19 protein-coding genes and 1 tRNA gene are annotated in these 13,005 nt (G+C 57.0%); 12 read left to right on the top strand and 8 right to left on the bottom strand.

Features of this window, described 5'->3' with window-relative positions; all coding sequences use genetic code 11:
- Position 1: 1 nt before the first annotated feature.
- Complete coding sequence (locus FFI16_RS04370; protein ID WP_138814287.1) at positions 2-922, bottom strand: GPO family capsid scaffolding protein; 921 nt, start codon at positions 920-922, stop codon at positions 2-4.
- A 161-nt stretch (positions 923-1,083) separates the two neighbouring features.
- Here FFI16_RS04370 and FFI16_RS04365 point away from each other — a divergent pair, with 161 nt between their 5' ends.
- The 3 genes from FFI16_RS04365 to FFI16_RS04355 all read left to right on the top strand — a co-directional run bounded on the left by FFI16_RS04365 (position 1,084) and on the right by FFI16_RS04355 (position 4,248).
- A complete protein-coding gene (locus FFI16_RS04365; RefSeq protein ID WP_138814286.1) occupies positions 1,084-3,135 on the top strand; it encodes a terminase large subunit domain-containing protein in 2,052 nt (683 codons plus the stop codon).
- A complete protein-coding gene (locus FFI16_RS04360) occupies positions 3,047-3,916 on the top strand; it encodes a phage portal protein (protein ID WP_138815358.1) in 870 nt (289 codons plus the stop codon). Before FFI16_RS04365 ends, FFI16_RS04360 begins: the two co-directional genes overlap by 89 nt.
- 74 nt (positions 3,917-3,990) lie before the next feature.
- Positions 3,991-4,248, top strand: a complete 258-nt coding sequence (locus FFI16_RS04355) for an ogr/Delta-like zinc finger family protein (protein ID WP_138814285.1) — start codon at positions 3,991-3,993, stop codon at positions 4,246-4,248.
- Between the two features lie 38 nt (positions 4,249-4,286).
- Here FFI16_RS04355 and FFI16_RS04350 read toward each other — a convergent pair whose 3' ends face one another.
- Both FFI16_RS04350 and FFI16_RS04345 read right to left on the bottom strand, forming a co-directional pair.
- Complete coding sequence (locus FFI16_RS04350) at positions 4,287-4,472, bottom strand: hypothetical protein (RefSeq protein WP_138814284.1); 186 nt, start codon at positions 4,470-4,472, stop codon at positions 4,287-4,289.
- 75 nt (positions 4,473-4,547) lie between these two features.
- The gene (locus FFI16_RS04345) at positions 4,548-4,940 is read right to left on the bottom strand and encodes a helix-turn-helix domain-containing protein (protein WP_256666228.1); all 393 of its coding nucleotides are present in this window, start codon (positions 4,938-4,940) and stop codon (positions 4,548-4,550) included.
- 42 nt (positions 4,941-4,982) lie between these two features.
- Here FFI16_RS04345 and FFI16_RS04340 point away from each other — a divergent pair, with 42 nt between their 5' ends.
- From FFI16_RS04340 to FFI16_RS04305, 9 genes are all read left to right on the top strand, one after another.
- Entirely contained in the window at positions 4,983-5,195 is a 213-nt protein-coding gene (locus FFI16_RS04340) for a DNA-binding protein (RefSeq protein ID WP_106576223.1), read from the top strand.
- A 29-nt stretch (positions 5,196-5,224) separates the two neighbouring features.
- Positions 5,225-5,704 (top strand): YmfL family putative regulatory protein, encoded by a 480-nt coding sequence (locus FFI16_RS04335; RefSeq protein WP_306110107.1) that lies wholly within the window; start codon positions 5,225-5,227, stop codon positions 5,702-5,704.
- On the top strand, positions 5,701-5,937 hold the full coding sequence (locus FFI16_RS04330; protein WP_138814282.1) for a hypothetical protein: 237 nt from the start codon (positions 5,701-5,703) through the stop codon (positions 5,935-5,937). Before FFI16_RS04335 ends, FFI16_RS04330 begins: the two co-directional genes overlap by 4 nt.
- Before the next feature lie 74 nt (positions 5,938-6,011).
- Complete coding sequence (locus FFI16_RS04325; RefSeq protein WP_106576220.1) at positions 6,012-6,245, top strand: hypothetical protein; 234 nt, start codon at positions 6,012-6,014, stop codon at positions 6,243-6,245.
- A gap of 4 nt (positions 6,246-6,249) precedes the next feature.
- Positions 6,250-9,048, top strand: a complete 2,799-nt coding sequence (locus FFI16_RS04320; protein WP_138814281.1) for a toprim domain-containing protein — start codon at positions 6,250-6,252, stop codon at positions 9,046-9,048.
- A 15-nt stretch (positions 9,049-9,063) separates the two neighbouring features.
- The gene (locus tag FFI16_RS04315) at positions 9,064-9,357 is read left to right on the top strand and encodes a hypothetical protein (protein ID WP_138814280.1); all 294 of its coding nucleotides are present in this window, start codon (positions 9,064-9,066) and stop codon (positions 9,355-9,357) included.
- 125 nt (positions 9,358-9,482) lie between these two features.
- Positions 9,483-9,671: a hypothetical protein gene (locus tag FFI16_RS04310; RefSeq protein WP_371923597.1), complete on the top strand. Its 189-nt coding sequence runs from the start codon at positions 9,483-9,485 to the stop codon at positions 9,669-9,671.
- The gene (locus FFI16_RS30420) at positions 9,664-9,834 is read left to right on the top strand and encodes a hypothetical protein (RefSeq protein ID WP_163005469.1); all 171 of its coding nucleotides are present in this window, start codon (positions 9,664-9,666) and stop codon (positions 9,832-9,834) included. The genes FFI16_RS04310 and FFI16_RS30420 overlap by 8 nt, the downstream gene beginning before the upstream one ends.
- 106 nt (positions 9,835-9,940) lie before the next feature.
- Entirely contained in the window at positions 9,941-11,125 is a 1,185-nt protein-coding gene (locus FFI16_RS04305; protein WP_138814278.1) for an Arm DNA-binding domain-containing protein, read from the top strand.
- Between the two features lie 231 nt (positions 11,126-11,356).
- On the opposite strand, the gene FFI16_RS04295 is transcribed toward FFI16_RS04305, so the two are convergent.
- The 5 genes from FFI16_RS04295 to FFI16_RS04275 all read right to left on the bottom strand — a co-directional run bounded on the left by FFI16_RS04295 (position 11,357) and on the right by FFI16_RS04275 (position 12,999).
- Complete coding sequence (locus FFI16_RS04295) at positions 11,357-11,602, bottom strand: hypothetical protein (RefSeq protein WP_138814276.1); 246 nt, start codon at positions 11,600-11,602, stop codon at positions 11,357-11,359.
- Positions 11,599-11,889 (bottom strand): hypothetical protein, encoded by a 291-nt coding sequence (locus tag FFI16_RS04290; RefSeq protein ID WP_138814275.1) that lies wholly within the window; start codon positions 11,887-11,889, stop codon positions 11,599-11,601. Before FFI16_RS04290 ends, FFI16_RS04295 begins: the two co-directional genes overlap by 4 nt.
- 170 nt (positions 11,890-12,059) lie before the next feature.
- Positions 12,060-12,275, bottom strand: coding sequence for a hypothetical protein (locus FFI16_RS04285; RefSeq protein ID WP_138814274.1), 216 nt, complete (start codon positions 12,273-12,275; stop codon positions 12,060-12,062).
- Between the two features lie 96 nt (positions 12,276-12,371).
- On the bottom strand, positions 12,372-12,572 hold the full coding sequence (locus FFI16_RS04280) for a hypothetical protein (RefSeq protein WP_138814273.1): 201 nt from the start codon (positions 12,570-12,572) through the stop codon (positions 12,372-12,374).
- A 337-nt stretch (positions 12,573-12,909) separates the two neighbouring features.
- Positions 12,910-12,999, bottom strand: a tRNA-Ser gene (locus FFI16_RS04275).
- Positions 13,000-13,005 lie beyond the last annotated feature (6 nt).

Below are 13,005 nucleotides of genomic sequence, written 5' to 3'. Positions count from 1 at the left end.
GTTAGAGCACCCGCTTTTTGACGTTGGTTACCGGGCCGGGATTGCGCGGCAACTGGCGACCGGTGGGGTTGTTCTGCAAAGCACTGAACTGCTTCTGCAGCGCATCCAGCTTGGCAAGTACAGCCTGATTGCCCTTGTTCTTGCGGCGGAATTCGCGCTCGTCCTCGGCAGTGGCCACAATCTCGTCCACTGCTGCGCTCACGTCGTCGATCAGGTCCGAATCTGGCGCGGGCGCATCTTCGGCGGCTGGTTCAATGACGGCCTGCAGGCCGGCAGCGACAACCAGCAATTGGGCCACCAGGGCCGTCAAAGCCGTTGCTGTAGCTTCATCCATTGGGGGTTTGCTCTCTGTTTGGGGTGGAGTGGTTTCGGCGGGCAGCACGTCGGCGGCGAAACGCTTGAAAAAGCCGGTCAGGGCATTGATCAGTCCGGTTTCGGCGGTGGGTAGGCTGTCGTCCTGAAGGCGGCCGAGTTCGACCGAGGCGGCGTAATAGGAAGCGCGGTTGTTCTTGTGCGAAAAGTAGAGTTCCTGGGTGCCGACACTTGCCGGCTGGTCGGTAACGCCCAAGCCGGTCAGATAGGCTTTACCCTTGCCACGGAAATCGGGGGTGATCTCAATGCTGGTGAACAGTTTCTGGCCTTGGTCATTCAGATACAGCAACCGGTCGTTGGGCTTCAATTGCGCTTCCAACGCCACTTCGCCTGGCTCCAGGTCTTCGGCGTCTTCCACCAGACGCACCGCGTAAACGGTGCCGTGGGAGCCTGGCAAGCGTTCGTGATCGCACCAGATCACAGCCGTGTAAAAAGACGGCTTGTAGGTTTCAGCGATGTCGCGCAGTTCCTGGGGAAGGATCACGCGCCCATCAACGGTGGCTCCGCTGGTGGCGACACGTTTCCAGAACGAAACAAGGGAACGGGGCATGGGTTTGACTGCGCTCAATCACTGAATGAGCCGCCACGATAGGGAGCCACCAAGCCTCAAACAAACGGTTCAAATGCGCGTTTCTCCTATATTCGACATATAGGTTGATCACGGAATTTAACCCCGCGTTTCCGGCGTTTTCGCCGCATAGACTGCGGCCCATGTACTATTCGACCGAAGTTAAAGAAGCCGCCAAACGCCTATTTCTGCGCCGCTGTAAGGCCAAGGAAATTCAGGCGCAGCTCAACCTGCCCAACATCCGCATCGTCTACTACTGGATACGCCAGGGCGGTTGGGAAGACATGCTGTCGGATGAAGAACCGCTGACAGCCGTGGGCCGGCGAATCACCCTCCTCCTGGACAAAGCCGGCAGCCTGACCAAGGACGAACTAAACGAGCTGGACCGGCTGACCACCGTGCGCGAACGTCTGTTAAAGCAAGCGGCCAAACCGTTGCCAGCACCGATCGGGGAAACTTCCGGCGAGCCACAGGAAGGCCGCCAGCGGCCGCGTGGGGAACGCTCGGCGCGTGGCGATAGCACCGGAAAGAAACGCGAGAAGAAAGCCAAGAACGACATTAGCGGTCTGACCGAAGTCGACTTCCTGGATAAGTTCATCAGCAAGATGTACCGCTATCAGCAGGAGCTGTTTGCCGCGAAGCAAAATCCGCTGACGTGCCGAATCCGCAACATCCTGAAAAGCCGCCAAGTGGGCCTGACGTACTACTTCGCCGGCGAAGCGTTCATGGACGCCGTGCTGACCGGCGACAACCAGGTGTTCCTGTCGGCCAGCCGCTCGCAGTCTGAGATTTTCCGCAGTTACATCATCCAGTTTGCAAAGCAGTGGTTCGACATCGAGCTGACCGGCAACCCGATCACGCTCAGCAACGGCGCCGAGCTGCGTTTCCTGTCGACCAATAGCAGCACCGCCCAGGGCTACCATGGCCATGTCTACGTCGATGAGTATTTTTGGATACGTGACTTCGACAAGCTCAGCACCGTGGCCAGTGCCATGGGCACCCACAAGAAGTGGCGCAAAACCTACTTTTCGACGCCCAGCGCGGTCTCGCACCAGGCGTACCCGTTCTGGTCGGGCGAGGAATTCCGCAACAGCAAGCGCGGCAAGAAGGCCGGCGGCACCTGGCCAACCGAAGCGTCATACACCCAGGGGGCATTGTGCCCTGATGGTCAATGGCGCAAGACCATCACACTGGACGACGCCATCGCCGGCGGCTGCGATCTGTTCGACCTCGAGCAGCTGCAGCTGGAGTACGACGAAGACAAATTCCAGCAACTGTTCTACTGCAAGTTCATCGACAGCAGCCAGAGCGCGTTCGGGCTCAAGGATCTGGAGCGGTGCTATTCCGACCTGTCGTTGTGGGAGGACTACAACCCTGAACTGGATCGGCCGTTCGGCAATAGCCCGGTGTGGCTTGGTTACGATCCGAGCCGCACCCGCGACGACGCCACGTGCGTGGTGGTCGCTCCGCCACTGGAACCCGGGGCGAAATTCCGCATCCTGGAAAAACACAGTTGGCGTGGGCAGTCGTTCAAGTACCAGGCCGACCAGGTCAAGAAACTTACCGAGCGTTTCAACGTACAGCACATCGGTATCGACACAACCGGTATCGGCTACGGCGTGTTTGACCTGGTGCGCGACTTCTATCCGCGTGCGACCGCGATCCATTACAGCCTTGAAACCAAAAACACCCTGGTACTCAAGGCCCAGGACACGATCCAGGGGAGCCGCATCGAATGGGACGCCGGCTGGACCGATATCGCCCAGGCGTTCCTGACCATTAAACGCGGCACCACCACCAGCGGCCAGGTCACCTACAGCGCATCGCGCACTGACGCAACCGGCCACGCCGACATCGCCTGGTCGATCATGCACGCCCTGTTCAACGAACCCCTCAACACCAACAAGCGGCGCCGTAGCCGCTACGTCACGAGCGGAAACAATGCCCAAGCAACGACACAAAAAGCCACAAACCAGCCAACCGGCGCGACAGCCGCAGCCCATGCGGGCGTTCACGTTCGGGGAACCCGAACAGGTGCTGTCCGGCAACATCGGAGAATACCTGGGGGTGTTTCTCAGCGACGACGGCGAAATCTACAAGCCGCCGGTGTCCCGGGCGGGCCTGGCCAAGCTGCTACGCGCCAACGCGCATCACGGCGCCATTCCCAAGTTCAAGCGCAACCTGCTGTTGCGTGAATTCATTCCGTCCGAGGGGTGCAGCACGCAGACCATGGGCCGGGCCAGCTTGGACTACATGGTGTTTGGCGAGGCCTATTTTTACCGCGATACCAACGCCTTTGGCGAAGTGCTGGAGATGCAGCACCTGCCAGCGATCAACATGCGGGTGAAGGTCGACGGCGGATTCAGAATGTTGCTGCCAGACAGCAAATATATGGACTTCGACCAGCACGAAATCGAACACGTCCTGGACTACGACGTGGAACAGAACATCTACGGCGTGCCTGACTACCTGGGCGGCCTGCAGGCGCTATTGCTCAACGAAGCCGCGACCCTGTTCCGCCGACGGTACTACAGCAACGGCGCGCACGCGGGATACATCTTCTACACCAACGACCCGGACCTGACCGAGGAAGACGAAGAAAACCTGCGCGCACAGATCAGCGCCAGCAAGGGCGTGGGCAACTTCCGCTCTATGTTCGTCAACATCCCCAACGGCAAGGAAAACGCGATCCAGATCATCCCCGTGGGCGACTTCCAGGCCAAGGACGAGCTGGAGAAGGTGAAGAACATTACTCGCAATGACGTGATCGCTGCCTGGCGCATGAACCCCGCTCTGGCCGGGATCATCCCGGAGAATAACGGCGGCTTTGGCGATATCGAGAAGATCGATCGCGTGTACACCAGCAACGAGATCAGACCGATCTGTCAGCTGTTCAATCAGTTGAATGACAGTCTTCGACGCGACAGGCACATCCACTGGAAAAAGATCGATAACACAGGGGAAAGCGCTATCTGATGCTTTAAAGATAGAGAAATATTCTGCACCACATGCGAACATAGTGGCAAATAGCTGCACCCTGGGGAGGGAGTATGAGAGTTACTTGTAAATGCGGGCACAAAGGCCGAATTGCGTCGCGTGAGGTGCTATCTACCGACTTCGCAAAGCTTTATTGCCAGTGCCTTGACGCGAAGTGCGGGCACAGCTGGGTTGCAAATCTCACCTTCTCACACACACTCAGCCCGTCTGCACAGACTTTCGACAGGATGCTGATTGATCGTCTGCGAGACATGCCCAGGGCCCAGCAGCGGGAGCTATTCGAAAGGCTCGGATCGCAGGCAATCGCATGATCAAAACCGCCGACAATCGAGTGCCGGCGGCGCTGGGATCAGTCTTCGTCGGAATGATCCGGGTTGCTTATCAGCGCTTCGGTCAGTCTGCGCAATTGCTCTTGGTCACGAAGGCTCAACTGACGATACAACCCAATCAGACGACGCTCGATTTGCGAAAGCTCATACCCCGCAGATGCTGCTATTTCAACGTAACCAACATCCGCGTTTGTGCGATCCAACATGCTTACCACTCCATTAAATCCATTGCTGTCGCAGTGATATGGGGGCAAGCGAGTTGCGAGACGGGAATGGAGGGATTAACTCACCCCTTTGGCAGCATCGTCAGCGATGGCTTTAAGAAAGCGCCGGATGGCTTTTTGATCGTCCACAGGAATGCTGCGGTACTGCTGAACAATGCTGTCCTCAACCTCAGACAACGCATCAACTGTCAGCGTGGTACGAGTTCCGCTCACGATGTAAAGCACGTCAAATCCGAGCGCGCTTGCAGCCATACTCAAGTAGGAGGCTGGCGCGTCACTGGCACCGGATTCGTAGTTTCCTTGAGTTCTTTTCGAGACACCAAGTTGTTCCGCAAGTTGATCTTGCGTCAGCCCAGCCTGGGCTCGTTGTTGGCGCAACCTTGCGCCAATCTCTTCGGAGAGTGTCAATATTTTTCCATCCAGATATTTACATTGGCAGATTTTTGCCACATCCTGCGCTTGTCATCACACGAAAACGCAAGGAATTGCACTATGCCCAACTCACCCATCACCGAGCAAGCTCGCCAGCAGGCGCGTGCATCCTTGGAGAAGCGTGGCCAGACTGCCAGAAATTTTGCCGAACGGAACAACCTCAACCCCAGCACCGTTTATGCGGTGCTGAATGGCCAAAGCCAATGCCGTCGCGGGGAGGCTCATCGCGCAGCCGTATTACTCGGAATCAAAGACGGCGTGATCGAACAGTAATGGCCAGGTCTCTGAAGGAACAGCAGAAGATGAAAAGTCAGGTTCTGAAAACACGCCGTGAAGTCGTCAGTGCAATTATCTGCACCTTCGAAGGTGGCCGCGAACGCGCCGCCGCTCGCATCGGCCTACCACTTAAGAAGTTCGATAACCACGCTTACGAGAACAACAACTGCCGCCCGCTGACGGACCTGCAGATCTTTCAACTGGAGCAGGTCACAGGAACCCAGCACCTGGCCAACTACGTTGCAGCGATGTACGGCGGCATGTTCGTGCCGGTCATCCAACCGGAGAACCTGGACAACGTTGAGATGTATGCGCGGGCCGTACAGACGTCGGCCAAACAGGGCACGGTCGATCAGGTTATCGCTCAGGCGATCGAGGACGGCGTAATCACCGAAGAAGAGGCCGAGCTGATCCTCAATGCGCACGTCTTGCACATAGCCGCGCGCACTGCCGAAATCCATGCCGCCATCGATCTCTACCGCGCTAAGTCAGGGAAAGGCCAATGAGCACTCAAACCAATGCTTTGGACTACCAACAGTGCGTGCAGAACGCTGCACTGGCATTCCTTAATCGCCACCAAGCCGAACACCTGGGCGACTCGTCGGCACTACTTAAGCGGGCAGTTATTCATCTGGTGGAGAACCTCGACGTGGCCGAACCGGTTGCAACCAAACTGACCGACCTTGCCCACATCGAGTTGCTGGACCTGCCAAAGCGCCAACGCTCCGCAAACTCGTAACACCCAACCCAACCAATCGCCGGCCCCACATCCCGTGGGTTTGGGTGAGCTGCGCCCGAAATTGAGGTTTAACGATGGCCAACGCCGTAATTGTCACCACACAACTGCCCCCAGCTGAGGCCGAAGCGTTGCTGGCCAACCTGCGTGAACAGTATCGCTTGAGCCTCAACGAACACTGGTACGCCGACCAATTCCGTCTTGTTACGGCCGGTCTGCGCCACGGCGCGATTCTCGCCCACATACCAGTCATGGCTGCGCAAAAACGCCTCATGGCAGCCTTGTCCCACAGCCTCAAAGCAGTGAAATAACCCCATGAAAGAAGATCTTCGTCACGACGTGCTACAGCGCCTTGAGGCCGACTTTGGACTCAAGCACCGCGGGGGCACCGACTACATGCGCGGCGGCACCTGCCCGAAGTGCAAAAAGAAAGAACTGTATTCCCGCTTTGATACGCCTTGGATGGTGATTTGTGGCCGCCCCGAGAAGTGTGGCCACACCCTGCATGTAAAAGAGCTGTACGACGATCTGTTCGAAGACTGGAGCAAGCGAGCGCCCGCCACAGACCAACAACCCAACGCCACGGCCCGCGCCTATCTGGAGTTCGCCCGGGGCTTTCGGTTTGAGGTGATCCAGGGCTGGTTCAGTCAGGAAATCTTCTATTCCGCTGAACACAATGCCGGCAGCGCAACGGTACGCTTCGCTCTGGAAAAGGGTGGTTGGTGGGAACGCCTGATCGATCAGCCGCACCGCTTTGGCAAAATGAAAGCCCGCTTCAAATCCAAGGACAGCTATCGCGGCGTCTGGTGGTGCCCGCCCTGCGTCGACCTTCTTGAAGCCAAGGAAATCTGGATTGTTGAAGGCATTTTCGATGCCATCGCCCTGGTACACAACGACATCGCGGCCGTCTCGGCCATGTCCTCGAATGCGTTCCCAGGGGACTCGCTCAAAGCGTTGGTTAAGACTCGCGAAGGCGGAAAATTGCCCAAGCTGGTTTGGGCGCTTGATAACGAGCCCAGCGCCAACGCTTACACCCGGCGCTGGGTACGTGAAGCCCGCGCACTGGGCTTCGTCTGTGAATCGGCACAGATCCCACAACGTGACGGCCGCAAATCAGACTGGAACGACCTCCATCAGCGTTGGAGCTTCATCCAGGACGACACCAAGCGCGCCGAACAGATCGCTGCTGACCTCAAGCAAGCCCGCCACCAGGGTGCCCTGCTGCTGGCTGAGAGCGCAGCGGAAAAGGCCCTTCTGATGTACGACTGGAACAAGCGCGGGGAATTTCACCTGGGCTTCGGCAGCCGCTTGTACTGGTTCAAGTTGGACATGGAGAAATTCAACCGGGCCATGTCCGACATCGAGGACAGCGAGAATCACGATGACCAATTGCTAAACCAGGCGCAACAACGCGAAAAAGCGCTGCAGCAGTCCGGCAGTGTTGTGGAGATTGCCAACTGCTACCCACAAGCCTTGTACTTCCAGCGTAACGAGGTAACAGACGAATCCTGGTACTACCTGCGCGTGGACTTCCCGCACGACTCCGAAAGCGTGAAAAACACCTTCACCAGCGGCCAGCTATCGGCCGCAAGCGAATTCAAAAAGCGACTGCTCGGCATGGCGGCAGGCGCCATGTTTACCGGCAGTGGCCAACAGCTCGACAAGCTCATGAAGGACCAACTGTTCGGTATCAAAACCGTTTCAACCATTGATTACGTCGGCTACAGCAAGGAATACGCCTGCTACGTCTACGGCGATATCGCGATCAAGGATGGCACCACCTACAAGGTCAACAGCGAAGACTATTTCGAGTTTGGCAAGCTGCGCCTAAAAACCCTGCAGAAAGGTGTCCCCATCAAGCTGCAGCGCGAAGCAAAGGGCTTTGACGAGAAGTGGGTGCAGTTGCTGTGGACCTGCTTCGGCGCCCAGGGCTTTGTCGCCCTGGTGTTCTTCTTCGGCTCACTGTTCTGCGAACAGATCCGCACTCGCTACCAGTCCTTCCCTTTCCTGGAAGCCACTGGTGAGGCCGGCGCCGGCAAAACAACCCTGCTGAATCTACTCTGGAAACTGCTCGGCCGCGAAGGCTATGAGGGCTTCGACCCGATGAAATCGACCAAGGCCGGACGCTCTCGTCTGATGGGGCAAGTATCCGGCATGCCGGTTGTATTCCTGGAAGCCGATCGCCACAGCGATGATCGGGCACACGCTAAAACGTTCGAATGGGACGAGCTGAAAGACTTCTACGGCGGCGGCACTTTGGCCACCAAAGGCGTCAAGACAGCGGGCAACGAAACGTATGAACCGCCTTTTCGGGGAACGATCGCAATCAGCCAAAACGCGGCCGTGGTCGCCCATGAAGCGATCATGACGCGCATCGTAAAGCTGCACTTTGTACGCCCTACCGTCACACCAGAAAGCCGCGCTGCAGCTGACCAGCTAAACGCTTTAGATGGCGGCACCCTCAGCCACTTCCTATTGCGGGCTGTAGGCAAAGAGTCCGCGGTGCTTGAGCTGTTCGCTCAGCGTATGCCCGAACACGAAGCGAAGCTGCGTCGCCTGCATACCCAATGCTTTGCCTGCAGCACCGCCTATACCAGCGATCAGGGGAACTGCAGCAGTTGCGGCTATGACTTGCGCGGGTACATCCGTGTTGAGCGCATCAGTAAGAACCACGCGCAGTTGCTCTCGCTACTGGATTGCCTGCGCCTGGTGTTGAAACTGAGTGATCCCCAGGTCGCTGCCACCCAACGCCAGATCGTGCGGATGGCTATCGAGCGCCAAGCCTCGATCAGTTCCGACCATTCGGCCGTGGCCGAGTTTTGGGAGGTCTACGACTATCTCGAATCCTTAAGCGAAGACCCGGTGGTCGACCACAGCAGCGACCCCACCGTGATCGCTATCAACCTCAACGAGTTCTGTGAACGCGCCGCCGAACACAAACAGAAATTGGCCGACGTGGCCACGTTGCGCGATCTGCTCAGGGAGTCCCGTTCTCGCAAGTTTCTAGACAGCAACAAGGCGGTACATAGCGCAGTGCGTGCTGCCTTCAACACCCGCAACCCGTGTTCACAACCCCGGCCGACCACAGTGAAGTGCTGGACATTCAAGGCGTAAAGGAGAGCAAGACCGATGCAAATCCAAGTGTTTATGGGCAGTGCCGGCGACGGCAATAACAACAAGCTGCAGGCCGTGCAGGACCGCCTGGAACTCACAGGCGTAAGCGCGCCGATTATCCACGCAGGTGCTTATGGGGAGGATGGCCTGTTGGAGATTCTGGAAGTCCGGGCAGTCGGTGACCAGCGCGCAATCCTGGTGGACGACTGCAGTAGGCAACAGATTTTGAGAGTGCTGGAGTGGCAATCATGCATTGAGCATGAACCGAATTTTGATGACCTGGTGATCCACCTGGCGCGTAAGGACTGACTTTAAAGAAGCAGTGTCGAGGAGTTGCAGCTCCCCGACACCCGACCACCACTGAGGGCTATACCATGCAAGCACAGAACCAAAGCAGCAGCGGCACGAAGGCTACCACACCGGCGCGGCACCTGGTGGCGACCGCGATTATCGGCGCGGCCGTCATTGGCTACCTGGTGCACAAAACCCCCGAGGCCAGAACTCGTCTCGAAAGCCTCAGCGAGATGGCACGCACCCTGGGCGAACTGAGTGCCACCGATGCGGCCGTGGTTGCCAGACTGCTCTCCCACTCACAAACCCGGAAGGCCACGCGTCATGCCTAACCGCTCAGACACATCGCCGGCGCGGCGCTTTCCCTGGAACATCGACTACACCAGCGTTTGCGACCAATGCGGCCATTGGCGCGCCCAGGGCAATCACCTGAAGTGCAGCCGGCGGCGCCAGTTGCTGAATGCCCATTTGCGCAACCGCAAGCCCAAGCCATAAGCCACGTCCACCAGAAGATGCGCTTCCAGATACTTGGCCCGGAAACGGGCCTTTTTGTTTCCGATCGTCAGACTGTCGTTATACGAGTACAGCGTTAGGGGTTTACATGAGTGGGGTCGAAGCTCGCGGTAATTCCGTGAGAATCTATTTTCAATACGACGGCGATAAATGCCGCGAATCGTTACCTGGAGGGAACACACCGGCGAACATCGCCCAGGCCAAACGCTTGCTCGCCATCATCGAATATGAAATCCAATCGGGCACCTTCGACTACGCACGCCACTTCCCCAATTCAGCCAGGCTGGTGGAAAACACCTTCGGTCATTACCTGGACATATGGTTGCGGATCAAAGCCAACAGCGTCGCGGCATCGAGCTACCGAGGCTACGCCAACAAGGCCGAAGTGCATGTGCGACCGCGCTGGGGCAAAGTGCAGATCAATGCGATCGATCACTTGGACCTGCAGGAGTGGATCCAGGGCACTCTGTCAAAAACCCTCAAAAACAAGACCATCCGCGACATCATCAGCAACGTGCGCCAGGTGTTCCGGCTCTACCGCACGCGGATGAAAGTCGCGCACGATCCCACCGAAGGCTTGATGGTGCGCCTGCCCGATCCCGAAGCACCTGACCCGTTTACCCGAGCGGAAATTAAACAGATCCTCGAAACGCCGACCACCCGCACGCTTGAGTTGTTGATGGTGGAGTTCATGATTTGGGCCGGTCCTCGTGTGTCTGAAACCATCGCCTTAGCGTGGGAGGACGTCGACCTGGCACAAGGCACGGTGACCTTTCGCCGATCGAAGGTACGCGGCGCTTACCGCGTCACGAAGACCCGGCGTTCGATGCGCAAGGTTCGTTTATTAGCGCCGGCGTGGGAAGCGTTGCGCAAGGTCGATGCGCTGACCCGCAAAAGAAAAGCTGAAACTGTTGAAATCGTCGAACGGGACAATAAAACCGTGCGCCGGCACACGCTGCATTTTGTGTTCTTGAACACCAAAAGCGGATTGCCACACGCTAACGATTTTGTCGTGCGTGACCGCTTTTTCAAAGCGCACTTACTCTCGGCAGGGGTCCGCTATCGTGGGCCTGGACAGTGCCGACACACCTACGCCAGTCAGTTGCTGACCACAGGCATTGCCTCAATTGATTGGATCGCAGAACAGATGGGGCATACCAACGGCAATATGATCCGCCAGCATTATGGAACGTGGATTAACGAGGATGGGCCAGACGTGGTGGGGATGCTACAGCTTGCCTTGAAGCTTTCACCGGTCACAGCTCTACACTGAATCCAGTAAGCCCCACGGCTTCGGCGAACCGGCCCACGGCGGTGAGACTCGACCAGGTGCGCAACGGCTCACGGCGTGATCGCACGGGTATCAGCCGCGCAGTGGATCCGCCCAAGCGAACAGATAGGGTCCACTTGCGGCTATCACCCGCCACGCGGCCCACCACCGTTTCGCGAATTGCATGTTGGCTGACCAAGGCGCTTAAAGTGTCTGACTGGATCGACTCGCCGTTCATGGTGTTAGCTCCCGGCGACGCCGTACTGTTGCGGCCTCAACGGCGATATACAATTCCTCAATGGTGGCCGGGGTCAACGCTCGCGAGGCTTCCAGCCCTTCCACAAAACCTTCGGCGCGCTCCTGTGTGAGTTCCAGAGCGTGTAAATCCGTCGCCCGCCCCAATTGAGCCAGGTGCTTGGCCAATTTGGTGCGGATCAAATCTGGCAAATTGACTCCACTTTGCGAAAACACGATGCTCATACTCGATCCCGCCAGGCGCTGGCCAGCGCCTCAAAGGGCACTGCAAAGCCAAGTACGCCGGGTGCCACATGGTTAACCGCTATCCACGAAAACAGCAAAGCGCAGGCTTCGGCCAGCTCTTGATCGAGAATCCAAACGTCGGTCAGGGCAAACCCGCCGTGTTCCTCCGCGCGCCACCAGCTCAACAGAAAACTGGCCACCACACGGCCTTGTTCGGTGTCGTACTGGGCGGTCGTCAGCAACTGTTCCAGAGCGTGCTGGGTTTGGGGATCGAGAACAGGATTCACAAGTCGTCTCCTTGGCGACAGTGGTTACAGGTACGTAACACCACTAGAGGGGGGTGTGGTAGACCAGTCTAGGGGTGACTGGTTTCCGGCGCCAATAAAAAAGGCCCCCACACCTGGCACGGGTGTGGGGGCCTTTTGAACATAAGCGGCGTTATTGGTAATCCTGCAGATTACTCCGCCTCGTTTTGGAACTCTTCCATAGTCATATGACCTAGGTAGGACACTGACAATAGTACCGCGCCAGAAGTCATACCGGCGCCAGCCCTCGCCTTTGAAATAGCGGCCGCTGTCACCCGAGGGTTTGGCACACCCATGGAGACGGCAGCAGTCCGCTCGCCATTATGTTGGGTTTCTTTAAATGAAAACGCGTAATGATGCAGCTTCATGATCTACCTCTCCTTGTGATGATGGCCTATTGTAATCATAACGACCATCCGACACTGTCCTTTCTATTCATTACACGGTTAACCCGCATTCTGACATCAGCTTTTTCTTGACGCCTTTTTTAGTGCTTCAGAGCTAATTTTCAGCTTACCCTTCTTTGTTCCGCGGCGACCGACGGAATACATCGGATACTCCTTTCCAGGATTGATAGCTAACAGCTCCCATCCGTCCTTTAAATATGCATTTACCGCCTCGTCCAGGTCAGTGGTAAAAATCTCAACAATCCCTTCAAAACTCATGTCAATGCTCCTTTAAATAGTGGTCGAGTATAGAAAATAGACCGATAGGAAGGTAAGCCATCGCGCGAATAAATGTAATCCTGACGCACAGGCAAACGATGGTAAGCACCAGCTAAGTCGGCTACCGCCCATTCAAAAATAAAGATAAGCGCCAATCATTCAGAATCAATCGTGCGATAGCACTTATGCCCTCTTGTAACTCGCTCATTAAGCCCGCACTTCGCACCAAAAAGAGGCGCCAGTCCCATGACGGTCCCATGGGGCCATTTTTCGAACGCAAAAAACCACAAACCCCCGACTTTCTCTAGGAAAATCAGGGGTTTGCGTTTTCATAATGTGGCGGTGAAGGAGAGATTCGAACTCTCGATACAATTTCTTGTATACACACTTTCCAGGCGTGCTCCTTAAGCCACTCGGACACTTCACCGTATCT

The sequence above is a fragment of the Pseudomonas sp. KBS0710 genome (assembly GCF_005938045.2).
GTDB lineage: Bacteria > Pseudomonadota > Gammaproteobacteria > Pseudomonadales > Pseudomonadaceae > Aquipseudomonas.
Note: the sequence above shows the minus strand (reverse complement) of the source record. Positions and strands in the feature narration are given on the sequence as shown.